The following is a 26,060-nucleotide window of genomic DNA, read 5'->3' as shown; positions in this document are numbered from 1 at the left end:
TCACTCGTGCAAGAAGTGCGGCGTAGTGATGTCAGCGAGCTTGGGGTCGAAGCTATTGCAGGCTTTTCACAATGCGTTTTATTGAAATGGGGGGTGAGCGCTGTATCATCACGCTCTCTGTAGCCCTCGTTCATATGGCGTTGGCGTCGCGGGCTGAGGTCTTCCTTCCGTTGTCTTCGGTGCGAATTGAAAGGTGACGCTGGGGAGGTAGTGGTGAGCGTTTTGCGATATTTATTGTTCCAGTGTTTTCTACAGGCCAGCTATGGGCATTGGCCGAGTAGCGAGTAATTCAGGGAAACCTAAGTAAGCCTCTGTCGGAATGGTGGGGGAATCAACGGTAAGGATGTTTTTCAGGTATGACAATGTTGAAGCGTAAGGGGATTATTCTTGCCGGAGGCGCGGGTACCCGCCTCTATCCGTTGACGCTGGGAGTGTCGAAGCAAATGCTCCCAATCTACGACAAACCAATGATTTTTTATCCCCTGTCCGTTTTGATGCTGGCAGGCATTCGTGAAATTTTGATTATTTCAACGCCAGATGACTTACCGGGCTTCAAGAAATTGCTCGGTGATGGCAGTCAGTACGGTGTGCAATTGAGTTACGCCGAGCAGCCTAGCCCTTATGGGCTGGCACAGGCCTTTATCATTGGTGAAGAGTTTATCGGCGAAGATCCTGTGTGCTTGATCCTGGGCGACAATATTTTTTACGGACAGCATTTTTCCGACAACCTGCGTTCAGCCATGTCCCAGTCTTCTGGTGCCACGGTGTTTGGCTATCACGTCTCGGACCCGGAGCGTTTTGGCGTTGTTGAGTTTGACACCGCTGGGCGAGTATTGAGCATCGAGGAAAAGCCTGCCAGGCCGAAGTCGAATTATGCCGTTACAGGGCTGTATTTCTACGATAACCAGGTCGTGGAGATTGCCAAGAGTATCAGCCCGTCGCCCCGTGGCGAGCTTGAAATCACCGATGTAAATCGTGTTTATCTCGAGCAGCAGAGCTTGAATGTCGAAATGTTGGGGCGAGGCTTCGCCTGGTTGGATACAGGCACCCACGAGTCTCTTTTGGAGGCGAGCCAGTTTGTGCACACCATCGAACATCGACAGGGCTTGAAAGTGGCCTGCCTTGAAGAGATTGCTTTCCATGCTGGTTGGATCACACCCGAACAATTGGCGATTCAAGTACAGCACCTGAGCAAAACCGGCTATGGCCAGTACCTGCAAAAGATTCTGACAGAGCATAAGAACTGATGAAGTTTATAGAAACCAAGCTGGCCGGCGTCGTCGTCATTGAGCCCAAAATCTTCGCAGATGACCGCGGATGGTTTATGGAGAGCTTCAATGAGCCTTTGTTTCATGAGCAACTTGCCGCGCTAGGTCACCCCATTCCGCGTCCTTTTGTGCAAGACAACCACTCTTGCTCAAAAAAGCACGTCCTGAGAGGGCTTCACTTTCAGCGCGCACCCCATGCCCAAGGCAAGCTGGTACGGGTTACCGCAGGCAGTGCCTACGACGTCGCGGTTGACATCAGAAAAGGCTCGGAGACATTTGGCCAATGGGTGGGGGTCGAGCTCTCCGCCAAGAATGGACGAATGCTCTGGATTCCGGAAGGTTTCGCGCACGGGTTTTTAGCGTTGGAAGACAACACGGAGTTTCTCTACAAAACCACGGACACTTACTCTAAGGCATGTGAGGCGTCGATTAACTGGAGTGATCCTTCCATCGCTATCCAGTGGCCGGTCACTGAAGGATTGATTGTCAGTCAGAAGGATAACGAAGCGCCGTTGCTCTCAGACGTGATGTCTTCAATTTCAGCATTGACGGGCGATGTGACGTCGCACGAGCTGAGCATAATCGGTGATGACCGTGGCAGTTTGATTGCCTTGGAGCAGGGGCGTGACATTCCATTTGATGTCAGGCGAGCCTATTACATCTTCAATACCAAGGCTGGCGTCAGCCGGGGATCGCACGCGCACTACAGGCTGGAGCAGTACATTATCTGCCTGTCAGGCAAGTGCAGGATTCTGCTCGATGACGGCTTGGAACAGGAGTCCATATGGCTCGATGCTCCAAACAAGGCCATCCATATCAAGAACCTGATCTGGCGCGAGATGCACGACTTCAGTGAAGATTGCGTTCTTCTGGTATTTGCCAGCAATCATTATGATGAGCGCGATTACCTGCGAAATTACGATGATTTTCTTCGCGCGGCAAAACGATACGCTTGATTTCGACGGTGCAGATCTGCCTGCGCCTTCATACACCTAATAACGAAGCACTGACGTCAGGTATTTTTGATGATTCCATTTCTCGATCTAAAGTCATTGAACTCGGCTTTCCGCGAAGAACTCGTAGAAGCTGCGACACGTGTCATTGATTCTGGTTGGTATATTCAAGGTGAACATCTCAAGCGCTTTGAAGAGGAGTTTTCTGCCTATACCGGTGCGCGCCATTGCGTCGGTGTAGCAAATGGGTTGGACGCACTGACCCTGACGATTCGCGCTTGGAAAGAAATGGGTAAGCTCAAGGACGGCGACGAGGTCATTGTTCCGGCCAATACCTATATCGCGACGTTGCTGGCTGTGACTGAAAATAAGCTGAAGCCGGTGCTGGTTGAGCCGGACGTCGACACCTACAACCTGTGCCCCGAGAACATCGAACGTGCGCTAACTGAAAAAACCCGGTTGATCATGCCTGTTCACCTCTATGGGCAGTTGGCGGCTATGCCTGCCATCGACGCGATTGCCAAGCGCGAGAACCTGCTGGTGCTTGAGGATTCCGCGCAGGCTCATGGTGCACAAGTGGCTGGTAAAAGTGCGGGTCATTGGGGTGACGCATCCGGCTTCAGCTTTTATCCAGGTAAAAACCTGGGGGCATTGGGCGATGCCGGCGCCATTACTTCCAGTGACACAGAGCTGGTCCATATGATTCAGGCGCTGCGAAACTACGGCTCACATGAGAAATACAAGAACCTTGTGCAGGGCGTAAACAGTCGGTTGGACGAAATGCAAGCCGCGATGTTGAGCGTGAAGCTTAAATACCTTCAGGCTCAGACCGAAGCGCGCCGACGCGTTGCTGCAATTTATATGGCGGGAATAAAGAATCCGTTGATCAAACTGCCATTGGATTCAGGCATTGATGTCATGAACCATACCTCACACGTGTGGCATCTTTTTGTCGTGCGCTCAGAGGTCCGCGAAGCCCTGCAAGGTCATCTAGCGGCATCAGGTGTTCAAACACTAATTCACTACCCTATTCCGCCGCATCAGCAACAAGCCTACGCGGGTGCTGATTTTTATAATAAGTCATTCCCTATTACTGAGTGCATTCACAGGGAAGTGTTGAGTTTGCCAATTAGCCCGGTTATGACTGACGCCGAGGCTCAGCGTGTCGTTGAAGCCTGTAACAGCTTTTCTGTAGAAGCATGATATGACGTTGCTTCGAACCAGCTTTCTCAACGGTATTGCTGTCATCATTAAAATGCTCACGTTGTTGGGCATTAATAAGATGCTCGCCATTTATGTCGGGCCGTCGGGCTATGCCGCTTTAGGTCAGTTTCAAAACGCAGTGCAAATGGTGACGACATTTTCCACCGGTGCTATCAGCACCGGAGTGACCAAATACACAGCCGAGTTTCAGGAGGATGAAGACGCGCAACGCCGCGTGTGGCGAACGGCAGGCACTATCGCTTTCATCGGGTCAATTGTGACATCTGTTCTCATTGTCATCTTCAGCAAGCCGTTGGCGGCTTGGTGCTTCAATGATGAGTCGCTCTACAGTGTTTTTATCTGGTGCGCTGCGACCGTCGTCTTCTTCTCTTTCAATACCTTGTTACTCGCTATTCTTAACGGCAAAAAAGAGATTAACCGGTATATATTGGCCAATATCGGGGGAAGCCTGCTTTCCTTGATCGTGACCATTATCATGGTTGTGCAGTTTGGGTTATATGGCGCCTTGGTTTCATTGGTGCTCTATCAGTCTATTGCTTTTTTTGTAACATGCTTGCTTTGTTACAGGACACCGTGGTTTCGGATGTCCAACTTTCTGGGGCGCATGGACAAGCAGATCGCGATAAATTTGACAAAGTTTACCGCCATGGCACTCACGACTGCCGCTTGTGTGCCAGTCAGCCATATTCTAGTGCGGAACTATTTGGGTGGGGAGTACGGCTGGGAAACAGCTGGATATTGGGAGGCCATGTGGCGTTTAAGCACGGCTTACTTACTGGTAGTGACAACGACACTGGGCCTTTACTTTTTACCGAAGTTATCAGAGTTGGTGGATCCACAGGAAATCAAAAACGAAATTCTGCAGGGCTATAAGTTGATTTTGCCGGTAGCAATGGTTTGCGGGTTGGCAATCTATCTACTGAGAGATTTCATCATTGGTCTACTCTTCACGGGGGCGTTCAGCCCGATGAGAGATTTTTTCGCCTGGCAGATGCTGGGAGATACCCTGAAAATCGCAAGCTGGATATTGGCTTACTTGATGCTGGGCAAGGCGATGGTCAAGATGTATATCTTGACAGAAGTGGTTTTTGCATTTGGATTCTATGTGCTGACAGTGATGCTGACGAAATGGGGTGGACCTATCGGTGTGACTTGGGCTCACGCGCTCAACTACGGTATCTACTTGATTGTCATGTACTTTCTTATTTATAGAAAGCTAAATAAAAATACTAAAATTTGAGGTCTTTTTGCCTATGAGTCGCTTGCTATCTTCAATTCGCGATTTAATTCTAACGCAAAAAGATATTAATAAAAGTATCGAGTTGGCGGAAGTGTATGGTGCCATTCTGTGGTCTGTCGATAAAGGGGTCTATGATGAACCTGAGTTGGAGGCCACATTAACCGCACGGTGCGTGAGTGTGTTCCCGAAAGGCGAGTTTCAACAACCGGCTAAAGATTGTGTTCATGTGATTTCGGAGCCCTATTTGATAGGTGGGCACACCCGACTCATGGAGCAGCTCTCCACGATGCATGCGGAAAAGCCAGATCTGCTGATTACTCGCGTAAGTGATGAAAAAGCCGTTGAGCGTACGCGAAAGTTTTTCGAGGCGTGTGCGGTAGTTAAACCTGGTACTCCGCTGGAGAAGATTGCGGAGATTGTAGGGTATTTAAAAAATTATAAGAGGGTGGTGTTGCATATCCATCCGGATGACATGATTTCTGTCATCGCGTGCTCCATTGTCAAAAAGATCAGCAGTGCAAAGATATTTTTTGTTAATCATGCTGACCATGTGTTTACTTATGGGAGTTCCGTTGCAGATATATATTTTGAGATAAGTACATTTGGTCGGCACCGAGATATGAAAAAAAATATCCCGGGAGAGAAGTCATTCTTAGGGATTCCGTTGACCAGTCATCGTGTCTCAAAAGAACATTGCTTGCCAGAGAAGACAGATGCATTGAATTTTTTCAGTGCTGCCTCACCGTTCAAGTTCAAGCCAGTTAAAAACTACGATCTGCGGCCGGCGATCGATCGGGTTCTATCAGAGTTTAAAAATGCGAAATTCTGGATAGTAGGTGCCAGCCCATATACGAATTTTTGGTGGTGGCCACTTAAGCTTCGATATGGCAGTCGATTTAAGATTCTGTCGTCAGTACCCTATGAAAGTTACTTAAAACTTTTGGAGGGGGCTGATTTTTACGTTGATAGTTATCCTACGCCAGGAGGTACCGCTTTTGCGGAACAACTGGTCAGTGGTCGCCGGTGCGTTGGCCTTCGTGCGCCCATACAAGGTTATTCACCAGCGGATAACTTGAAAGATGAAAGTGTAGACGAGTTCATCGACAGTATTTTGCATCGTAATAATGACGAGCAGACCATTGCGTCAGTGTTCGCCGTGAATGGTTATGAAGCCGTTAAGTCACGTTATCGAGCATGCCTGTATGAAGGTGTTGTATGCGTTAATGAAATGGAAAAGTACGTCGCTTGGACGGGAGATATTGCTGTCTATGAGCAGATAGGGAAAATCAGCTCGGCTATTCCCCCCGCAGTTGTATCAAGGTTGTTAGATTTCGATAAGCATTTTCTGTACACCCTACTGCTTGAGCTTAATGCAGTGCAGAAGATGAAAGTACTTGCAAAGTTGGCATTGCTCAGGCTTAAAAGTATTGTTGTAAAGAATCTGAGGTCCAGCAAGTCATGAGGGTGCTGGGGTTGCGTTTTTTTATAATAATGTTGATGCTCTCGGATTACATGATCTTGACGCTGCACGCACCTTCTGCCGTTGGTGCTTGGCGCGAAGGTGTAGTTTTATATTATGTTCTTTTCACGACGTTGATTGTTTTTTTTCAAGCAGGAACTCGCCATTCGATACCTAGGCAATACAAAGAGCAGCTCATAGCATTTGTGTTCTTCATTTTCTTTTATTTGATGTGTGGAGAGCTGTCTGACGCGTCCTTTCGAATGTTTCGTTCATTTGCCATGCCGATACTCTTTGCGTTGATGCTGAATTCAATGTGCCGGGGAGTAGAGCTGGAAGTCAAACTGCGAGTCATGTTCTCCACGCTTGCAATGATGACGTTCATCTCGGGTTGTTATGCGATTTATCAGTACCTGACTATCAGTGACGCGGAACAGTTTTGGTATTGGCCTTTGCTGTCTGAGAAAGGTTTTGAGTTAGAAACCTATAACTCCATGCGCGAAGGCAATCCAAGGATGTCGGGCTTTTTCACCGGCACCCTTGAGTTTAATGCCTTTGTTCTTAATACAGCGCTTTTCGCTTGTTGCTTACTTGTGCAGGCTGTCCGAAAAAAAACATATAACCTGAACTTCTTGGTTTACATCGCCGTAGCGTTTTTCTCGACCATCCTTATTGTTTATGGCTCAGTCAGAACTGCAGCAATTGGGATGGTGTCTGCCATGTTTTTCCTTCTGGTATTGCAGCTATTCAAGAGAAGGGGGTTTATCTCTTTTTTGGGGTATAGCTACCTTTTCTTTTTTACGTGCTCGATATTTATTTACCTCGCGTTGGGGTATACGGACGATCTCTCTGCTCTGGATCGAGTCCGGCAGTGGTCGGAAGTCCTGGGTTCACTGGGGTCGATGCCATTGGGGCTGGGTTTCGGAGCTATCGGGCCGGGACAGGCATATTGGTTTGATTCGTTTTGGCTGAACCTATTGTCCTCCTCAGGTTATATAGGGCTGGCTATTATGATAGGCCTGGTGTGTTTTTACAGTAAAGTTGTGGGGGTTGCCCAGCGACTGCGACTGGGCAATAGTGCCTTTATGGCAGGTGCCGCAGATTACCTAATCATCAGTTACCCATTCTTTCTGAGCAGCTTCTTTTTTCAGTCATATACCAATAGTGTTGTGTTGTACCTTTTTGCGCTGGTTATAGTGGTGGTGATGTATGAATCAAAATATCGTAAAAACTAAGCTTTCGATATTGATTGTTCTGTATAAGAGGCATTATAAGGACTCTGCTGCTATAACAACATTGCTGAATAATGTTGATTATTTTCAGGAGAAGGGGATTACGGTTGAGTTTTTTGTGTGGAACAACACTCCGGAGTGCTCGCCCGAACTTATAAGAGATAGTTTGACTTGGTTGGTAGGTAAGAATAACGGTTTGTCCGAGATTTATAATGCTGTTGCTGACAAGGCTTTTGCCGGTGGTGCTACGCATTTCATGATTTCTGATGATGATACAGATTACTCTAGTCAGAATTATGTCGATGCAATTGTGAGTGCGTTAGAGTTTGAAGCAGCATCACCCGCTGACACGTATGGTGTGATGCTGCCAAAAATTTACTCGGGAGAGAGGTTGGTAAGTCCAGGCGAGCGTTTGTGGTTTCTCGGTCGGCTCTCATCTGCTGTCAATGCAGGAGTTAATTCTTCGATCAATAAGCTCGCAATTAATAGCGGCGTGATATTTAGAAGGTCGTGCTATGAAAAAATGTCACCTCTCTTCGATGAGCGTTTGAAATTCTATGTTACGGATACTGCTTTTTTTGTGAGGTATGAATCCTTTTATTCGCATTTTTATGTGCTGGATACCGCCCTGCAGCATGATCTATCCGAACACACATCAGATAGCCCTGACCGCGCGATCTTTCGTTTTCAGGAAATGATTCGGGGCTTCAGGGTCATTTTTGAGCGGAAGAGCTTTCTTTTTCGTGGGGTGATGGAGACGTACTTGGCTGTTTCGGCGCTAAGAAAAAGCATGTCGTATAGGGATATGGGTTTCCTTAGTTCATATTTTTCTTCTTTTAAAGAGTAATAATCATGTTGATAGAACTGGTCGAGCTTCTTTCTTTGAAGGTGAGAAAAAGAGGCATGAAAATTGACAAGAAAATTCCCGACAGTTACCTATTCAATTTTGTAGTATCGAAAGCGTTCATGGCAGTCAATGGTTTTTTAAAATTTCGAAGGCTGTCAGTCATTCTGGTCGGAAAGGGCGTTACTGTGAAGGCTCGTTCAATGATCCAGGCGGGCAAAGGGCTGGTGGTAGATGATGGGTGCTTTATCGATGCATTGGCCGTCAACGGGATTACCTTTGGTCGCGGGGTTTCCTTGAAAAAGAATGTTATTATTGAATGCACCGGCAGTTTGACAAAGCTGGGCGAAGGGCTTTCGGTTGGTAACGATGTTGGTATAGGCAGCGGTAGCTTCCTTGGCTGTGCCGGAGGTATTACCATCGGCGATGATACCATCATTGGAAACTACGTTTCTTTTCACTCTGAAAACCATAATTTTTCTGATCCCTCAATACCTATCCGCCTTCAGGGCGTGAATAATGAAGGCATACACATAGGTAGCAACTGTTGGATTGGAGCCAAAGTCACGGTGCTGGATGGGGTGATTTTGGAGGATGGCTGTGTTGTCGCCGCTGGAGCTGTTTTAAAAGCAGGGCGATACGCCGCTAATTCGATTTATGCTGGTGTCCCGGCAAAACGCATAAAAGAACGTAGCTAAAAGGATGTGTAGTGAAAAAAATTATATTTTTTCATTTGCTAAATGACTACAGCGGGAGCCCAAAAGTTCTTTCTCAGGTTATTGAGGCGGTGTCAAAAGAAGGATTTGAGGCCGAGCTATTCTTGGGTGGGAAGGGGAATGCTGGGTTTTTATCTTCAGCGCCTTGCATTCAGAAACGTTATTTCTATAAGCGTTTTGATAACAAGTTAATGACGCTGGTAAGCTACAGCATATCGCAGCTTCTGCTATTTATTAAATTGTTGGGGTATAGAGATAAGTCGGCTGTTTTTTATGTTAATACGTTGCTTCCATTTGGTGCGGCTTTGGCTGGTAAAGTTCTTGGGGTAAAGGTTGTTTATCATATTCACGAAACGTCAATTCGTCCAAAACCATTAAAGTTATTTTTGCGCTGGATTGTTGAGAAGTGTTCGAGTGAAAATATTTTTGTTTCATACTTTCTTGCGCAAAACGAAGGATTTTCAAATATTGATAATCGTGTGATCTACAATTCGCTCCCGCATAGTATGTCCTTGGTAGCTCAGCGCCATTCATATCAACCTCTTATTGATGACGAATTCAATGTGCTGATGATTTGCTCGTTGAAAGCATATAAGGGGGTCAATGAATTTGTCGAGATTGCTAAATTGTTGAATAGCAATCCGGCGGTAAAGCTGAAGCTGGTTCTTGGAGCGACTGACGCGGAAGTGGCTGAGTTTTTTTCAAGTATTACCCTTCCTGGCAATTTGGAGGTTGTTTCAAGTTGTGCGGATGTTGTGCCCCATTATCAAAAGGCTAGTGTTTTACTTAGTCTTTCAAAACCGAACGAGTGGGTTGAAACCTTCGGCCTGACGATTCTCGAAGGACTATCCTTTGGCATTCCATGCATTGTTCCTCCAGTAGGTGGACCCATTGAGCTCGTATCCGACGGCATTGAAGGTTTTTTGATGTCTTCTGATCGGGTCGAAGAGATAGCGGAAAAACTGGTGTACCTCCAGAGTAATCCTGATGTGTGTTATAGCTTGTCTGAAGCGGCAAAGTTGAAATCACTTAGTTTCTCAAGTGAAAAATTCGAAAGTGGTGTGCTTGGGGTGTTTGATGGGAACTAAATTTGCAGTCATTGGTACAGTCGGTCTTCCTGCGCAGTATGGCGGTTGGGAGACGCTATCTGAGCAACTGGTAACCTATCTGGATCGCGATTACGATATTTCAGTGTATTGCAGTTCTAAATCTTACTCGTCTCAACCCAAGAAATACGGTAACGCTGACTTGATTTATATTCCGTTGAAAGCCAACGGTGTGCAAAGTATTCCCTATGACATAGTCAGCATGCTACATGCCTACCGTAAGAACGATGTGCTGGTCATTTTAGGTGTGTCAGGTTGTATTGCACTTCCATTCATCAAGATGCTGACAAAAAAGAAAATTGTCGTAAATATTGATGGTTATGAATGGAAGCGTGCGAAGTGGTCACCCCTGGCGAAAAAATTCCTGAAGTTTTCAGAGGCCGTGGCCGTCAAGTATTCTGATGCCGTGGTGACTGACAATCAGGTCCTCCAGGACTATGTGCGTAGCGAGTACGGTCGCGAGAGCACTTTGATCGCCTACGGTGGTGATCAGGCGAAGACTCGTGTATTGGACGAGTCCGATAGGGAGCGCTACCCGTTCCTTCGTGAGCCCTATGCATTTTCTGTATGCAGGATTGAGCCTGAAAACAATATTCACGTCATTGTCGAGGCTTTCCATGCCAGTGGCCTGCCCCTGGTGATTGTGGGGAATTGGAAGCAAAGTGAATATGGGCAGGCGCTTCAGGATAAATACTCAGACGCAGCTAATTTGCATCTGCTGGACCCGATCTACAATGGCGATGAGTTGAGCCCATTGCGCAGTAATGCCACTATTTACCTCCATGGTCACAGCGCCGGCGGAACCAACCCTTCATTAGTGGAAGCGATGTGGCTGAGTTTGCCGATTATTGCTTTTGATGTGTCCTTCAATCGGGCATCTACCGAAGACAGTGCCAAGTTCTTTTCCTCCAGCCAAGAGCTCACCGAGCATGCCTCTCGCCTTTTTGGCGATGAGTCCGAGCGCAGGGAACTGAGCGAGACAATGCATGAAATAGCCGTGCGTCGTTATCGTTGGGAAGGCGTTTCCGCTCAATATGATAAGTTGTTCAAACAATTGCTGTCGTCTGATAAGGCCTGAATATGTTCGATGATTTGAACGCCGTGCCCACGCCTGAAATGCCCAAAGTGCTTCTTACTGGAGGCACTGGTTTTGTGGGCCGCTCGATATTAGGGGCTCTCGTGGAGGCTAAGTATCAGGTCGTCAACGTTACTCGTAAACCTACTGCCACGACATTGCCAGGTGTACAGGATCATGTGGTTCAGTCACTGTCGGGACGAAACGACTGGTCTGTTTCGTTGAAAGGAGTGGATGCAGTGATTCACTCTGCTGGCCGAGCGCATATCATGAACGAAACGCATGCCAATCCGTTGCAGGCGTTTCGTGAGGTCAATGTAGAGGCTACGCTCAATCTCGCCCGGCAAGCCGCAGCGGCAGGGGTCAAACGCTTTATTTTTATAAGTTCCGTCAAGGTCAATGGTGAAGAGACGGAGGCGAACAGGGCGTTTAGTTCTTCAGACACACCCGCTCCTCTTGATGCTTACGGCGTGTCCAAGATGGAAGCGGAGCAAGCGCTGTTGGAACTGGCCAGCCAGGCTGTAATGGAAGTTGTGATTATCAGGCCTGTTTTAGTCTACGGGCCGGGCGTAAAAGCGAATTTTGAAAGGATGATAGCAACCGTCGATAAAGGGCTGCCGCTTCCATTCCGCACTATTAGCAATCGCAGAAGCCTGATTTTTGTTGAAAATCTGGTCGATTTGATTTGCCTGTGCATTCATCATCCCGCCGCAGCAAATCGTGTCTTTTTGGCAAGTGATGGTGAAGACTTATCGATCGGCCAGATTTTGGACAAGCTGGCCGTGGCCATGAATAAAAAGTCTCGGTTGTTTGCATTTCCACAAGGCCTTTTGGCCTTGGCGGCCTCTCTGGTAGGTAAGAAAGAGTTTTTTCAACGTTTATGCGGGTCGCTTCAGGTTGATATTAGCGATACGCGGGAGCGTCTAGGTTGGGTGCCACCCGTTAGCGTTGACAAGGCTTTTGCTATTACGGCACTTCATTATCGGGCTAAAGAAGCTGGAACCTCCCATGGGTAATTTGGCCGAAATGCTGAAGTCGAGGGATAATAACTTCAATTTTATCCGCATGGTCGCAGCGCTTTTTGTGCTGATTTCCCACGCTTATCCACTGTCGCGCGGTGCTAGCGAAGTCGAACCGCTCGTGGCACAACTTGGGATCTCTCTCGGTGGCCTGGGGGTGTTCACGTTTTTCTGTATCTCAGGATTTTTCATATCCCTGAGCTACGAGCGCTCCAAGACGAATATCGACTTTGTAGTTGCAAGAATCTTGAGGCTATACCCGGCGCTATTGGTTGTTCTGGTTCTAAGCGCTTTAGTTATTGGTCCACTTTTTACTGTTATGGATGTGCGTGACTATTTTTCCTCGAGTGAGGTCTATAGCTACATAACAGCTAATTTGAAGCTAAAGGATATTCACTTTCAGTTGCCTGGGCTTTTTCAGGATAATCCTTATCCAGGAATTAATGGGTCATTATGGACCCTGTATTATGAAGTCTTGCTCTACGCTTTGGTTTTAGTCCTCGGCATGCTTGGGTGTTTAAAGCGCATTCGCAGGGTGTCATTATTTTTCGTAGCCTATTTTATATTTTATTTTACATTCAGGTTTTTGCTTGAGGAAGGCTACACTCACCCAGGTATGCAAATGCGTATGTGGGTGCAATGGAGTTTTGCATTTGTAGTTGGCATGGTTCTGTATGCCTACAAATTCAATATTCGATTGAACTACCGAATTTTAGTGGGCTGTTGGTTGGGTGCATTATTTTTGTACAAGACTCCTGTTTTTGTTGAAGCCTTCGTGATTGCTTGGGGCTACTCTGTTTTTTATGCAGGCTTCAATACACAGTGGTTTGCCCGGCAGTACAATAAATTAGGTGACTACTCTTACGGCTTATACATATATGCGTTTCCCACCCAGGAGATATTGGCTCACCTTTGGAAGGGAATATCCCCCATCGCCATGATCTTCGTGGCGTTTGCGTTTGCACTTATTCCTGCAGTGTTGTCTTGGCACTTTATCGAGCACCCCTGCATTTTACGCAAAAGGACGGTGGCTCAGCGGTTGTCTGAATCCTTTGCCCGGTTCTCAAAAATATTTAACAGATACTCAACTAAATAGCTCTGAATTGAAAGGTTGGTGCTTAACATGAAGCGTTTTTTTGATCTTGTATTGAGCTTATTCGCCCTGCTCATACTGTTGATCCCGATTGTGCTTGTTACGATAGCGGTTAAATTGACCTCGAGGGGACCTGCGTTGTATTGGTCGGATCGCGTGGGTGTCAATAATGCTGTGTTCAGGATGCCTAAGTTTCGCTCAATGCGCACCGGCACGCCTGCGGTGGCTACTCACTTGCTGTCGGACCCCTCTCAGTATCTGACACCCATTGGAAACTTTCTTCGAAAATCCAGCCTGGATGAACTGCCTCAATTGTGGAGCATCATTGCGGGTGACATGAGTTTTGTCGGGCCGCGTCCTGCGCTTTTCAATCAGGCTGACCTAATAGAATTGCGCACGGAGCAAGGCGTGCACCTGATTCGGCCAGGGCTCACTGGATGGGCGCAGGTTAACGGTCGCGATGAGTTGCCGATACCGGTTAAGGTTGGCTATGATGCTTATTACGCGAAAAATATGAATTTCTTTTTCGATTTGAAAATCCTGTTTTTGACAGCCTTGAAGGTAATCAAGCGGGATGGTGTTTCCCATTGATTTCATGGGGGCATTAACGATTGACCTGTTTAGGCAGGCATTGTGCAGTGTGCTTTTTGTTCTGCGTTTATTGCGCGGTCGACAAGAGTTTTTGATCTAACGCATGGACCGTAGGTGAATCATGATTAACCGGTTGCGCACTTGGCTACTGAAGCTGCCTCGACATCAAAAACGATTGATTCAGGTATTTGCAGATGTTGTTCTGGTCTTTTTAGCGCTGTGGATGGCGTTTGTTGTTCGCCTCGGTATCGACGAGATGATCAACCCCGTCAAAATGCATCTTTGGCTGTTTTTGGCCGCACCGGTGATCGCAATCCCGCTCTTCATCCGCTTTGGCATGTATCGCGCTGTAATGCGGTATTTCGGCAACGATGCACTGGTCGCTATTATCAAGGCAGTCAGCCTTTCGTCGCTGATCCTCGGTGTGGTCGTCTACTGGTACAGTAATCATCAGAACGTCGTTCCTCGTTCAATTATCTTCAATTACTGGTGGTTGAGCCTGATTATGGTAGGTGGCCTGCGCTTGACCATGCGCCAGTACTTTTTGGGTGATTGGTTCGCTGCCGCTCAACATGTGCCCTTTACCAGCCGCGAGGACGGCTTGCCACGGGTTGCAATTTATGGGGCGGGCGCGGCAGGTAACCAATTGGTTGCCGCACTACGTATGGGACGCGTCATGCGACCTGTAGCGTTCATTGATGACGATACCACCATTTCGGATCGTGTCATTTCCGGTCTCCAAGTCTATAAACCCAAGCATATTCAGCGAATGATCGATGCGACCGGTGCCCAGGAAATTCTCTTGGCGATTCCTTCATCGAGCCGTGGTCGGCGTCGTGAAGTACTCGGGTTCCTCGAGGGTTTTCCGCTCCATGTCCGCAGCGTTCCTGGTTTCATGGACCTCGCCAGTGGGCGGGTCAAGGTTGATGATATTCAAGAAGTCGATATCGCCGACTTGCTTGGTCGTGATTCGGTGCCGGCGCAAGATGATCTGCTTGAACATTGCATCAAGGGGCAGAATGTCCTGGTAACCGGTGCGGGCGGGTCAATTGGTTCTGAGCTGTGCCGGCAGATCCTGGATTTGAAACCTACCACCCTGTTGTTATTCGAACACAGTGAATTCAACCTCTACAGTATTCTATCTGAACTAGAACAACGTATTACGCGTAACTCGTTGCCCGTCAAGTTACTGCCAATCCTAGGATCAGTACGTGACCAGTCCAAGTTGCTCGATGTGATGAAAACCTGGCACGTAGACACTGTTTATCATGCTGCTGCTTACAAACATGTTCCTATCGTCGAGCACAATATTGCGGAAGGCGTGCTCAATAACGTGATCGGCACACTCAATACGGCTCAAGCTGCACTCCAGGCCGGCGCCTCCAATTTTGTTCTGATCTCTACCGATAAAGCTGTGCGCCCGACCAATGTCATGGGTAGCACCAAGCGCCTTGCAGAACTGACGCTCCAGGCCTTGAGCCGCGAAATTGCCCCTGTTCTATTCGGTGACAAATCCAACGTATCCCGAGTCAATAAAACCCGTTTCACAATGGTGCGCTTTGGCAATGTACTGGGCTCTTCCGGCTCGGTCATCCCGTTGTTTCACAAGCAAATCAAATCGGGTGGGCCGCTTACGGTTACTCACCCGAAAATTACCCGCTATTTCATGACGATTCCCGAAGCGGCTCAACTGGTCATACAGGCGGGTTCAATGGGTTTGGGAGGAGATGTGTTCGTGCTGGATATGGGCGAACCCGTCAAGATCGTTGAGCTGGCTGAGAAAATGATCCACTTGTCCGGATTGAGCGTGCGCTCCGACAAAAATCCTCATGGTGATATCGCCATCGAATTCTCGGGATTACGTCCAGGTGAGAAGCTCTATGAAGAGCTGTTGATTGGTGACAATGTTGTGGCGACCCCACACCCGATGATCATGAGCGCCAATGAAGATCACCTGCCGTGGGAGGCGCTCAAGGTAAAACTCTCCGAACTGCTCGCCGCCGTCGATCAGGACGACTATAACCGTGTTCGCCAACTGTTGCGTGACACCGTCAGCGGTTATACGCCAGATGGTGAAATTGTTGATTGGATCTATCAGCAGCGTCGGCTGGAGCCTTGAGAGGCCCGGAAGACGGGGCTGTTCAGTTTCGACGTTGATAATGCTTTTCAGTAGAAAAAATGAGCCGGTCTTCAACCGGCTTTTTTACGTTAATAATTTGGCTCTTATACGTTTTTCTTGGTTTGAGAGCTTATGATTTTCGCGGGGTTGCCTACAACGGTTGCATTAGCCGGCACCGAGCGGGTAACCACTGCTCCCGCGCCTACCATTGCATTTTCCCCGATCACCAATCCTGGCAGGATAGTGCAATTGGCTCCTAGGGATGCCCCTTTCTCTACAACAGTTCGATCAAAGGCCTCAGGATAGACTTTGCTTCTGGGATAGATGTCATTCGTGAAAGTGACATTCGGGCCAATAAAGACGTCATCGGCGATTGTAATGCCATCCCAAAGTTGGACACCGCATTTGATCGTGACACGATCGCCAATGGTCACGTCATTTTCGATAAAGACGTGGTCGCAGACATTGCAGTCCGCACCAATTTTCGCCTTCGGCAAAATATGGGTGAAGGCCCATATTCTGGACCCCTTGCCGATGTCTGACGTTTCGCACAATGCATGGGAATGCACGAAATAGTCTTTGGAGTTGCTCATCTCTTCACCGTGTGGATTTGACTCAAAGTTTATAGTCTCTTGGAAAGGAACCTGAGTTTCCATGTTTTTCGAAGAGTTTTTTACTGACCCGATGCTAAATGCAATACCGTGCTGGGCTGGATTTCTCTAAAGTGCTCTATCTCAGCCTTCTTGGTTTTCTTTTCACTGCCAGCCAGCTTGCAGAATTGCATTCACTGGCCGGCATCAATCATGTCAAAAAAATACAAACACACCCTGTAACCCACCAACTTTTGACTCTCTCCCAGCATCATCTAAGTTAGAAAAGCAGCTTTGGAAAGCTGCTTTTTCTCTCACTGATGTCATGGAGCGTCACCAATGCAAAACGCGTACATCTCTTCCCTTATCTTCGCCTTCCTCACCAGCATCTCTGTTGCCACCACCGCAGCCCCATCCGTCAAGCCAGAAGCCTCAGCTCCGGTCGTTTCGCAGATGACCAAGGTCGAGCAGTCCACCAAGGTCAACCTCAACGCCGCCGACGCCGAAACCTTGCGCCGTGACCTGTTCGGTATCGGTGCCGCCAAAGCCAAGGCGATCATCGCTTACCGCGAAAGCAACGGCCCCTTCACGGCGGTGGATGAGTTGTTGGAAGTAAAGGGTATCGGCAAGGCGTTGCTGGAGAAGAACCGCGACAGGTTGATTATTCAATAAGGGTGTAGTACCAGAACAAAGGGCCGGTCATTGATCGGCCTTTTCATTTTCTGAAACCTGCGCTTTCAAACTGGCGCGCACGACATCCAGTATGCGTGTCGCTAACTTCGGATTCTCTACGCTCCTGGCCAGCACCAAAGCCCCCACTAACGTCGACATCAAGACCAGGCTCTGTTCGTTAGCATTCTCGGTTCCCAAGGCGGCTTCGATCTGGTTCAACCGCGCCTCCAGTACTGCGTCCGTGGTCGGGCTATGTTGGCCTCTCAATCCAAGCTCTGAAGACATGGTCGGCAGTGGGCAACCGTGATCCGGCGTAGTCTGGTGCCACTCGGACAAATAACCGTCAATGAACGCCTCCAGCGGCTGCTCCTGGCTGAACAGCATCTCGCAGTGCACATCCAACTCCGCCGCCGCAGCCTGCAGGGCCTTTTCCACCAACTCATCCTTGGATTTGAAATGTGCATAGAAGCCGCCATGCGTCAGGTTCAGTGCCTTCATCAATGGCTGCAAGCCGGTGGCACCAATGCCGTCGCGGCGAAAGCGTACGGAAGCTTCCTTGATAATGCGTTGGTGAGTCTGGGCTTTATGGTCGGATGAATAACGCATAGCACTGCCTCTGGAACGAACGCGCATTTTAACGAAATTGTACTTCTTTACCCATCCAGGCAATGCCCGGCAGCGTTGGCATGAAAAGTGATTACATCTGGTTCAGGTATTGTTCAACAATCGTGAGGTGGTGATGACGCTCAGTTTGTCCCTGGCCGACCAGATCGCCCTGGAGTTACGTGCCGACATTACTGGCGGCCGATTGCTGCCTGGCATGGCGTTGGTCGAAGTTGATCTGGTCAAGGCGTACAACGCTTCGCGGAACACTATCCGTGAAGCGCTGCATCGTTTGGGTCAGGAGGGGCTTACGCGCTATGTGCGCAACAAAGGTGTGATGGTCCGCCGCTTGGAACGGGGCGAGGTGCGCGATCTGTTTGTCGTACGCCGTACCCTGGAGTTACAGGCCATAGCCCAGAGCGGCCCGCTGACCGCTGATCAAGTTGAGCGCATGCAAAACGCCATTGAGGCGACCAGCCTGGCCCGAGAGCGCGAGGACTGGCGAACCGTTGCCACACACAGCCTTGTGTTCCACCAGCAGATTGTCGGGCTGATGCGCAGCCCGTTGTTCGATGAGTTTTTCGCCCAGGTGATTGCCCAGCTCCGGTTGGTATTTTGTGCCGCCCCCGATGAGCAGCGTTTCCAATCCCCCTGGTTAGAGCGTGACCGCGAGATTTACCAGTTGCTGGTCCAAGCCAATAAGCCGGCGGCCTGGGAGGCAATGAGCCTGTACCTGGACGATTCGGAGCGCCTGTCCTTGGCCCTGTTTGATCACCCTTGATGGAGGATTGCCCCATGTACAAAGACTATCCGGCCGCTTATCAGGTCAGCAAAGGTTCGGCGTTGCAGGTGGATACGGCGTTCTATGAGCGTATTCGTGATCGTAAGGATCAGCGCACGTTGATCGAGCAGTTCGAGGTACCGATTCGTACGGGGAGGGCGTGGAAAGTACCGGCAGGGCATGTGTTTCGTGTCACCACGCCTGTCGGCCCACAGGTGGGCGATTTCAACGTTTGGAATGCCAATGACCCGCGTGAACGCCTGTGGGCCGCGCGCACTCGCCAATTGCAGGGCGCCCATGTCAGCACGCACGACCGGCTTTGGTCGAACCTGCCGTTCCTGCGGCCTTTGGTGACGATCACCGATGACAGCCTGGCCGGCTACGGTATCGATGAGCACGGCGGTCGCTTGCACGATCTGCTTGGCACGCGCTGCGACCCCTATGTGAACCGTATGCTGACCGGCGAAGACTTCCATCACCACTGTCACTCGAACCTCACGCGTGCGGTATTACCCCACGGCCTGACGGAGTTCGATGTGCATGACGTGCTGAATATTTTCCAGTGCACCGGCCTCAATCATGACGATATGTACTTCATGAAGGCTTGCCCGGCACAGAAGGGCGACTACCTGGAGTTTTTCGCCGAGATTGATCTGCTGTGCGCATTGTCGACTTGCCCAGGCGGAGATCTGTCGTTGCCGATGTGGGGGCCGGACGCGCAGGACCCGTTGACGGTGTGTCGTCCACTGGGCGTAGAGATCTATCAATTGGAGGATGAGTTGCTCAACGGCTGGAGCCAGCCTGAGCGTGCTGCCTACAAGGGGCAGCACGGCTTGCATATTACCAAGGCGGCGTGGGAGTAAAACGCCCTAGCGGTCCTGTGCGTCCTTGGCGTCTGCCTGGGCGTTGCGCTCGGCCACGCGCTTGCGTTGTTCGTCGGTGAGTTCCACCTTGTTCGCGCTGTCACGCAGCATCAGCAGCCCACCGACGATCGACCCGATCGCTACCACTAAAATCAACCACGCATACCACGGCATAAGGCTCTCCTTGAGGCGGACTATCGTGGGAGAATTTTCCCACGGTAATAACGGCTTTGAGTCACGGGCTTTCTGAGTAGTTCAGTGTAGGCCCGTTCCGCCTCAATAACCTCAGAGTCCCGTCAACATTGCATCCGCCGGTGCATCGGCACGGTCTTGGGCGGTCATCTGGAAGTACACGAACCCCACCAGCATGAAGCCCAGGAAGATCAAGCCGATCAGCGCGTTGAACCAGGTCATGGCCACCAGGCACACCACGGCCAACGCCAGCGCGATGCCCGGTACGATGGGATAGCCCGGTGCGCGGAAGGTACGCTCCAGCAGCGGTTCGGTCTTACGCAGCTTGAACAGGCTGAGCATGCTCATGATGTACATCACAATGGCACCGAACACCGCCATGGTGATCATTGCCGCGGTGAGTGTCATGCCGCCCAGGTTGATCAGACCATCGCTGTAGATGGCAGCAATGCCGACAACGCCACCGGCGATGATCGCTCGGTGCGGTGTCTGAAAACGCGACAATTTGGCCAGGAAAGGCGGTAGGTAACCGGCACGCGCCAGGGCAAAGAACTGGCGTGAGTAGCCAAGGATGATGCCGTGGAAACTCGCCACCAGCCCGAACAGGCCGATCCACACCAGCATGTGCAGCCAGCCGGAGCCATTGCCCACCACTGCTTTCATCGCTTGCGGCAGTGGATCGTTGATGTTCGACAGTGCGCGCCAGTCGCCCACGCCACCGGCGAAGAACATCACGCCCATGGCCAGGATCACCAGGGTCAGGATGCCGCTGATGTAGGCTTTTGGAATGGTGCGCTTCGGATCTTTCGCTTCCTCAGCGGCCATGGCGGCACCTTCAATGGCCAGGAAGAACCAGATGGCGAAGGGGATCGCCGCAAAGATCCCGGCAATCGCCGGAGCACCAAAGGTATCCGAACCGGCCCAGCCATTCAGGGCAAAGTTGCTGAAGCTGAACGCCGGGGCGACCACACCCATGAACACCAACAACTCGGCCACGGCGAGCACGCACACCACCAGTTCGAAGGTTGCCGCGAGTTTCACGCCGAGAATATTCAGGCCCATGAACACGATGTAGGCCCCCACGGCCGCATGTTTCGGGTCCAGTGCGGGGAACTGCACGTTCAGGTAAGCACCGATGGCCAAAGCGATGGCAGGTGGCGCAAAAACAAACTCGATCAAGGTCGCGAGTCCGGCGATCAAACCGCCTTTTTCACCAAAGGCACGGCGGCTATAGGCAAACGGCCCACCGGCATGGGGGATAGCAGTCGTCAGTTCGGTGAAACTGAAGATAAAGCAGGTGTACATCGCCGCGACCATCAGCGAGGTCACCAGAAAGCCCAGCGTGCCCGCGACGCCCCAGCCATAGCTCCAGCCGAAGTACTCGCCGGAAATCACTAGCCCGACCGCGATGCCCCATAAATGCAAGGTGCCCAAGGTGGGTTTGAGTTGTGTGTTCATTGTGTTGCTCTCCCTGAACGGTTTGGAATGATTCAGGGTGTTGCAGCGGACATGCCAGCCCACAGAACCGTGTCGTAAAGCCGCGCTACTGTCGTCGGGGGAACGGTTTTGCGTTTGAAATTCGCCGGAGTTGCACCAGTAAAGTGCGGCAGTGACCACACCGGCGCTTTCGCGGGCAAGCCCGCTCCCACATTTGAAATGCATTCCAAGGTGGGAGGGGGCTTGCCCCCGATGAGGCCCTCCCAACTGCCACAAACACCCCCTGTAACCCCCGCATAAACTCACTCTTTACGCCGTCTTTACGCCCCACCCATACCCTCGCTCTCGTTCCTTTACGCCACTCCTGCCGACAATTGCCACACACGCGGCAATCGCCGCAAAACGGAGAGACTTCCATGAGCGTTCTGGACGGGGTGTCACTGCTATTGGCCGTGGCGCTGTTCATTTATCTGCTGGTTGCGCTGTTACGCGCGGATCGGAACTAGGAGCAGGCTATGCACAGTTATGACTATTGGCTGATCATCGCCTTCTTTGCCGTGGTGCTGCTGCCGGCACCGCTCCTGGGGCGGTTCTACTACAAGGTGATGGAAGGCCAGCGCACCTGGCTGACGCCGGTGCTGGGGCCGGTGGAAAAAGCCTGCTACCGCCTGTCCGGTGTGGATGAGCATCAGGAGCAAAGCTGGCAGAAGTACACGCTGGCCTTGCTGGCGTTTAACCTGGCCGGTTTCGTGTTGCTGTTCGTGATCCTGTTGTTCCAGGAATATCTCCCACTGAACCCGCAGAAGTTGCCGGGTCAGGAATGGACTCTGGCCTTCAACACCGCGGTCAGTTTCATGACCAACACCAACTGGCAGAACTACAGCGGTGAGGCGTCCCTGAGCTACCTCAGCCAGATGGTCGGCCTGACCGTACAGAACTTCGTCAGCGCCGCCACCGGTTTGGCTGTTCTGGTCGCGCTCTGCCGTGGCATCGGGCGCAAGTCCACCAAGACCCTGGGCAACTTCTGGGTCGACATGACCCGCGCCACCCTCTACGGCCTACTGCCGCTGTGCCTGGTGCTCGCGCTGTTCCTGGTGTGGCAGGGCGTTCCGCAAACGTTCGCGCATTATGTGAACGCGGTGACCATGCAAGGCGTCGACCAGGTGATTCCACTGGGTCCGGCCGCCAGCCAGATTGCTATCAAGCAATTGGGTACTAACGGCGGTGGATTCTTCGGGGTCAACTCGGCCCATCCATTCGAAGACCCGACCGCCTGGGCCAACCTATTTGAATTGGCCGCGATCATCCTGATCCCAGTGGCGTTGGTGTTCACCTTCGGCCACTACGTGAAGGATCTGCGCCAGAGCCGGGCGATCCTCGGTTGCATGCTGGCCCTGTTCCTGATTGGCGGTGCCACGTCGCTATGGGCCGAATACCAGCCCAACCCGACCCTGGCCAACCCGGCGGTTGAGCAAACGGCCCCCCTGGAAGGTAAGGAAGCGCGCTTCGGCACTACCGGCACCGTGTTGTGGTCGGTGACCACGACGGCGGCGTCCAATGGCTCGGTCAACGGCATGCAAGACAGCCTCAACCCCCTGAGCGGGATGGTGGCACTGGTCAACATGATGGTTGGCGAAGTGATTTTCGGCGGCGTCGGCGCCGGGATGTACGGCATGTTGCTCAACGTCTTGATCGCCGTGTTCCTCGCTGGCCTGATGATCGGCCGCACCCCGGAATACCTGGGCAAGAAGCTGCAGGCCAAGGAAGTGCAATTGCTGGTGGTAACCCTGATGGTCATGCCGGTGGGCACCCTGGTGCTGGGCGCTATCGCGGCCAGTCTGCCTGGCCCCGCGGGCGCGATCAGTAACCCCGGCCCTCATGGTTTCAGCCAATTGCTGTATGCCTACACCTCGGCCAGTGCGAACAACGGTTCGGCGTTCGGCGGCTTCAGTGGCAATACCGCGTTTCACAACCTGATGCTGAGCCTGAGCATGTTGCTCGGCCGCTTTGGCTACATCCTCCCGGTACTGGCCTTGGCCGGCAGCCTGGCGATGAAAAAGACCGCCCCGATCGGCCAGAACAGCTTCCCCACCCACGGCCCGTTGTTCGTGACCTTGTTGACCGTGACCATTTTGCTGGTGGGCGGCCTGACTTTCCTGCCGACACTGGCGTTAGGCCCCATCGCTGAACACTTGAGCATGGGCTTCTAAGAGGGGATATGAAAATGAATATGCCTGCAAAAAATGCGGCTCCTGTGACAACCCATGAGCCCGCCAAAACCGCTATTTCCGCGCTGTGGCGCCCGGCGCTGGGCCAGGCTTTCGTCAAGCTGGACCCGCGCCAGTTGCAACGCTCGCCCGTGATGCTGGTGGTCGAACTTACCGCGATCCTCACCACTGTGTTGTGCTTCGTGCCCGACACCAACGTGCCAACCTTTGTCGCTGTGCAAATCGCCGTGTGGCTGTGGTTCACGGTGCTGTTCGCCAACTTCGCCGAAGCCCTGGCCGAAGGGCGCGGCAAGGCTCGTGCCGACAGCCTCAAGGCCGGTAGTGAAGGCCTCAGTGCACGCCGTAAAGAGGCTGATGGCAGCTTCAAGGTGGTGCCGGCCACCAGCCTGCGCAAAGGTGATGTGGTGCGTGTCGCCGCCGGGGAAATGATTCCCGGTGACGGCGAGGTCATCGAAGGGATCGCGGCGGTCAACGAAGCTGCGATTACCGGCGAATCCGCCCCGGTCATCCGTGAATCTGGCGGTGACCGTTCGGCCGTCACCGGCAATACGCGACTGGTGTCCGACTGGCTGCTGATCCGCATCACCGCCAACCCCGGCGAGTCCACCCTGGATCGCATGATCGCGCTGGTGGAAGGTGCCAAGCGCCAGAAAACCCCCAACGAAGTTGCGTTGGACATTCTGCTGATCGGCCTGACTCTGATCTTCCTGCTGGTGGTGGTGACCTTGCAGCCGTTCGCCCACTTCGCCAATGGCAGCTTGCCGTTGGTGTTCCTGGTCGCACTGTTGGTAACGCTGATCCCTACCACCATCGGCGGCCTGTTGTCGGCCATCGGTATTGCCGGCATGGATCGACTGGTACGCCTTAACGTGATCGCCAAATCCGGCCGTGCCGTGGAAGCGGCGGGGGACGTTCACGTGTTGCTGCTCGACAAGACCGGCACCATCACCTTCGGTAACCGTCGCTGCGCAGCGGTGATTGCAGCGCCTGGCGTCAGTGGTCGGGACCTGGCTGAAGGCGCGCTGCTGGCGTCGCTGGCGGACGACACGGCAGAAGGTAAATCCATCGTCGAATACCTGCGCGCCTTGCACCCACAAGCCGAGCCAACCCTGGATCAACTGACCTCCGTGCCGTTCAGTGCGGAAACCCGCTTGTCCGGTGTCGATTATCAGGGGCGTGTGTTCCGCAAGGGCGCCGTGGATTCGCTGCTGGCATTCATCGGTCAGCAACGCCGTGACCTGCAACCGGCGCTGTCGCGGGAAATCGACAAGATCGCCCAAAGCGGTGGCACCCCATTGCTGGTGTGCGCAGACGGCAAATTGCTGGGTGCGATCCACCTCAAAGACGTGGTCAAGCCTGGCATCCGTGAGCGTTTCGCCGAACTGCGCAAGCTGGGCATTCGCACCGTGATGGTCACCGGCGACAACCCGCTGACCGCCGCCGCGATTGCCGCCGAAGCGGGTGTGGACGATGTACTGGCCGAAGCCACGCCGGAGAAAAAACTCGCACGCATTCGCCACGAGCAGAACGATGGCCGCTTGGTCGCGATGTGCGGTGACGGTGCCAACGACGCCCCGGCGCTGGCCCAGGCCGACGTCGGCATGGCGATGAACGACGGCACCCAGGCCGCCCGTGAAGCCGCCAACATGGTCGATCTCGATAGCGACCCGACCAAGCTGTTGGACGTGGTGCAGATCGGCAAGGAATTGCTGGTTACCCGTGGTGCGTTGACCACCTTTTCCATTGCCAACGACGTGGCCAAATACTTCGCGATCCTGCCGGCGCTGTTTGCCTCGATCTACCCGCAATTGGGGGTACTTAACGTGATGCACTTGCAGAGTCCGCAGAGCGCGATTCTCTCGGCCATTGTGTTCAACGCCCTGATCATCGTGGTGCTGATTCCCCTGGCGTTGCGTGGGGTGCGCGTGCAGGCGGCGAGTGCGGCGGCGTTGCTGCGGCGCAACCTGCTGATCTACGGGCTGGGCGGGATTCTGGTGCCGTTCGTGGGCATCAAGGCGATCGACATGCTGCTGACCGCACTGCACCTGGTGTAACCGGATCGTTCCCACGCTCCGCGTGGGAATACCGAGCTGATAAACGAATTGAGGAATATGAAATGTCCACCATGATCCGCCCGGCCCTGAGCCTGCTGGTCCTCATGACCCTGATCACTGGCGTGGCCTACCCGCTGGTTGTCACCGGCGTCGCCCAAGTGGCTTTCCCTGATCAGGCCAATGGCAGCCTGGTGCGCGATGACAGCGGCAAGGTGCGCGGCTCCAGCCTGATCGCCCAGGATTTTACCGGTGACAGCTGGTTCCATCCGCGCCCATCGGCCGGCGCATTCGCGACGGTTTCCAGCAGCGCCAGCAACCTCGGCCCAAGCAACCCGGCATTGGCGACACGCATCTTTGATGACGCGAGCAAACAGCTGGTGCCCAGCCAGGGGCCGGTGCCGTTGGCGTCGCTGACTACCTCTGGCAGCGGTCTTGATCCACACTTGCCACCCGCGGCGATTGCCTATCAACTGGCGCGGGTGGCGGCGGCGCGGAATGTGCCGGTCTCCACGTTGCAACGCTTGCTGGATGAGCACATCGAAAGCCCGCTGGTGGGGCCGCCGGTGGTGAATGTGTTGGCGCTGAACATGGCGCTGGAAAAATTGTAAGCAGTGCTGGCGCCATCGCAGGCAAGCCAGCTCCCACATTTGGAATGCATTCCCCTGTGGGAGCCGGGCTTGCCCGCGATGACGGCCTTCAAG

General features: G+C 52.1%; 25 protein-coding genes and 1 pseudogene. 22 read left to right on the top strand and 4 right to left on the bottom strand.

Translation table 11 applies throughout. The features are described 5' to 3' along the window. Positions 1-356: 356 nt before the first annotated feature. The 15 genes and pseudogenes from rfbA (at position 357) to AC07V4_RS11290 (ending at position 15,939) form a co-directional block, all read left to right on the top strand. Positions 357-1,247 (top strand): glucose-1-phosphate thymidylyltransferase RfbA, encoded by an 891-nt coding sequence (rfbA, locus tag AC07V4_RS11360; RefSeq protein WP_492636252.1) that lies wholly within the window; start codon positions 357-359, stop codon positions 1,245-1,247. Beyond that, a pseudogene (rfbC, locus tag AC07V4_RS11355) lies at positions 1,247-1,792 on the top strand (dTDP-4-dehydrorhamnose 3,5-epimerase); the annotation flags it as partial. The gene rfbA and the pseudogene rfbC, both read left to right, overlap by 1 nt. 3 nt (positions 1,793-1,795) lie before the next feature. Next, the gene (locus AC07V4_RS11350; RefSeq protein ID WP_492636405.1) at positions 1,796-2,224 is read left to right on the top strand and encodes a sugar 3,4-ketoisomerase; all 429 of its coding nucleotides are present in this window, start codon (positions 1,796-1,798) and stop codon (positions 2,222-2,224) included. Between the two features lie 69 nt (positions 2,225-2,293). Then, positions 2,294-3,424: a DegT/DnrJ/EryC1/StrS family aminotransferase gene (locus tag AC07V4_RS11345; RefSeq protein ID WP_492636253.1), complete on the top strand. Its 1,131-nt coding sequence runs from the start codon at positions 2,294-2,296 to the stop codon at positions 3,422-3,424. A gap of 1 nt (position 3,425) precedes the next feature. Beyond that, the gene (locus AC07V4_RS11340; RefSeq protein ID WP_492636254.1) at positions 3,426-4,685 is read left to right on the top strand and encodes an O-antigen translocase; all 1,260 of its coding nucleotides are present in this window, start codon (positions 3,426-3,428) and stop codon (positions 4,683-4,685) included. Between the two features lie 13 nt (positions 4,686-4,698). After that, complete coding sequence (locus AC07V4_RS11335) at positions 4,699-6,147, top strand: hypothetical protein (RefSeq protein ID WP_492636255.1); 1,449 nt, start codon at positions 4,699-4,701, stop codon at positions 6,145-6,147. A 50-nt stretch (positions 6,148-6,197) separates the two neighbouring features. Further along, positions 6,198-7,379 (top strand): hypothetical protein, encoded by a 1,182-nt coding sequence (locus AC07V4_RS11330; protein WP_492636256.1) that lies wholly within the window; start codon positions 6,198-6,200, stop codon positions 7,377-7,379. Further along, on the top strand, positions 7,354-8,223 hold the full coding sequence (locus tag AC07V4_RS11325; RefSeq protein WP_492636257.1) for a glycosyltransferase family protein: 870 nt from the start codon (positions 7,354-7,356) through the stop codon (positions 8,221-8,223). Before AC07V4_RS11330 ends, AC07V4_RS11325 begins: the two co-directional genes overlap by 26 nt. A 5-nt stretch (positions 8,224-8,228) precedes the next feature. Then, positions 8,229-8,918, top strand: coding sequence for an acyltransferase (locus tag AC07V4_RS11320; protein ID WP_492636258.1), 690 nt, complete (start codon positions 8,229-8,231; stop codon positions 8,916-8,918). An 11-nt stretch (positions 8,919-8,929) separates the two neighbouring features. Beyond that, positions 8,930-10,024 carry a glycosyltransferase family 4 protein gene (locus tag AC07V4_RS11315; protein ID WP_492636259.1) on the top strand — a complete coding sequence of 365 codons (1,095 nt, stop codon included), beginning with the start codon at positions 8,930-8,932 and terminating at the stop codon, positions 10,022-10,024. Beyond that, the gene (locus tag AC07V4_RS11310) at positions 10,014-11,120 is read left to right on the top strand and encodes a DUF1972 domain-containing protein (RefSeq protein WP_492636260.1); all 1,107 of its coding nucleotides are present in this window, start codon (positions 10,014-10,016) and stop codon (positions 11,118-11,120) included. Before AC07V4_RS11315 ends, AC07V4_RS11310 begins: the two co-directional genes overlap by 11 nt. Positions 11,121-11,122: 2 nt before the next feature. Then, on the top strand, positions 11,123-12,133 hold the full coding sequence (locus AC07V4_RS11305) for a UDP-glucose 4-epimerase family protein (RefSeq protein WP_492636261.1): 1,011 nt from the start codon (positions 11,123-11,125) through the stop codon (positions 12,131-12,133). Continuing rightward, positions 12,126-13,232 (top strand): acyltransferase family protein, encoded by a 1,107-nt coding sequence (locus AC07V4_RS11300; protein WP_492636262.1) that lies wholly within the window; start codon positions 12,126-12,128, stop codon positions 13,230-13,232. Before AC07V4_RS11305 ends, AC07V4_RS11300 begins: the two co-directional genes overlap by 8 nt. A 27-nt stretch (positions 13,233-13,259) precedes the next feature. Next, on the top strand, positions 13,260-13,820 hold the full coding sequence (locus AC07V4_RS11295) for a sugar transferase (protein ID WP_492636263.1): 561 nt from the start codon (positions 13,260-13,262) through the stop codon (positions 13,818-13,820). 121 nt (positions 13,821-13,941) lie between these two features. Further along, positions 13,942-15,939, top strand: coding sequence for a polysaccharide biosynthesis protein (locus AC07V4_RS11290; RefSeq protein ID WP_492636264.1), 1,998 nt, complete (start codon positions 13,942-13,944; stop codon positions 15,937-15,939). A 104-nt stretch (positions 15,940-16,043) separates the two neighbouring features. On the opposite strand, the gene AC07V4_RS11285 is transcribed toward AC07V4_RS11290, so the two are convergent. After that, a complete protein-coding gene (locus AC07V4_RS11285) occupies positions 16,044-16,532 on the bottom strand; it encodes an acyltransferase (RefSeq protein WP_492636265.1) in 489 nt (162 codons plus the stop codon). 336 nt (positions 16,533-16,868) lie between these two features. Between AC07V4_RS11285 and AC07V4_RS11280 the strand changes: the two genes are divergently transcribed. Continuing rightward, positions 16,869-17,201: a ComEA family DNA-binding protein gene (locus AC07V4_RS11280; protein WP_492636266.1), complete on the top strand. Its 333-nt coding sequence runs from the start codon at positions 16,869-16,871 to the stop codon at positions 17,199-17,201. Positions 17,202-17,228: 27 nt separating this feature from the next. Here AC07V4_RS11280 and AC07V4_RS11275 read toward each other — a convergent pair whose 3' ends face one another. Further along, positions 17,229-17,807, bottom strand: coding sequence for a TetR/AcrR family transcriptional regulator (locus tag AC07V4_RS11275; protein WP_492636267.1), 579 nt, complete (start codon positions 17,805-17,807; stop codon positions 17,229-17,231). 133 nt (positions 17,808-17,940) lie between these two features. Between AC07V4_RS11275 and AC07V4_RS11270 the strand changes: the two genes are divergently transcribed. Further along, positions 17,941-18,585 carry a GntR family transcriptional regulator gene (locus tag AC07V4_RS11270; RefSeq protein ID WP_492636268.1) on the top strand — a complete coding sequence of 215 codons (645 nt, stop codon included), beginning with the start codon at positions 17,941-17,943 and terminating at the stop codon, positions 18,583-18,585. Positions 18,586-18,599: 14 nt separating this feature from the next. Next, positions 18,600-19,448 carry an urea carboxylase-associated family protein gene (locus AC07V4_RS11265; RefSeq protein ID WP_492636269.1) on the top strand — a complete coding sequence of 283 codons (849 nt, stop codon included), beginning with the start codon at positions 18,600-18,602 and terminating at the stop codon, positions 19,446-19,448. A 6-nt stretch (positions 19,449-19,454) separates the two neighbouring features. Here the strand turns inward: AC07V4_RS11265 and AC07V4_RS11260 are convergent, their stop codons facing one another. Then, positions 19,455-19,622 (bottom strand): DUF2897 family protein, encoded by a 168-nt coding sequence (locus AC07V4_RS11260; protein WP_008437727.1) that lies wholly within the window; start codon positions 19,620-19,622, stop codon positions 19,455-19,457. A gap of 111 nt (positions 19,623-19,733) precedes the next feature. Next, positions 19,734-21,098: an ethanolamine permease gene (gene eat, locus AC07V4_RS11255; RefSeq protein WP_492636270.1), complete on the bottom strand. Its 1,365-nt coding sequence runs from the start codon at positions 21,096-21,098 to the stop codon at positions 19,734-19,736. A 395-nt stretch (positions 21,099-21,493) separates the two neighbouring features. Between eat and kdpF the strand changes: the two genes are divergently transcribed. The 4 genes from kdpF to kdpC all read left to right on the top strand — a co-directional run bounded on the left by kdpF (position 21,494) and on the right by kdpC (position 25,967). After that, positions 21,494-21,583, top strand: coding sequence for a K(+)-transporting ATPase subunit F (gene kdpF, locus AC07V4_RS11250; protein WP_003218754.1), 90 nt, complete (start codon positions 21,494-21,496; stop codon positions 21,581-21,583). Positions 21,584-21,592: 9 nt separating this feature from the next. Next, a complete protein-coding gene (gene kdpA, locus AC07V4_RS11245) occupies positions 21,593-23,287 on the top strand; it encodes a potassium-transporting ATPase subunit KdpA (RefSeq protein WP_492636271.1) in 1,695 nt (564 codons plus the stop codon). 14 nt (positions 23,288-23,301) lie between these two features. Continuing rightward, the gene (kdpB, locus tag AC07V4_RS11240; RefSeq protein ID WP_492636272.1) at positions 23,302-25,359 is read left to right on the top strand and encodes a potassium-transporting ATPase subunit KdpB; all 2,058 of its coding nucleotides are present in this window, start codon (positions 23,302-23,304) and stop codon (positions 25,357-25,359) included. A 62-nt stretch (positions 25,360-25,421) separates the two neighbouring features. Beyond that, positions 25,422-25,967: a potassium-transporting ATPase subunit KdpC gene (gene kdpC / locus AC07V4_RS11235; protein ID WP_492636273.1), complete on the top strand. Its 546-nt coding sequence runs from the start codon at positions 25,422-25,424 to the stop codon at positions 25,965-25,967. Positions 25,968-26,060: the final 93 nt, after the last annotated feature.

It is taken from the genome of Pseudomonas sp. GW821-FHT03A09, assembly GCF_059421065.1.
Note: the sequence above shows the minus strand (reverse complement) of the source record. Positions and strands in the feature narration are given on the sequence as shown.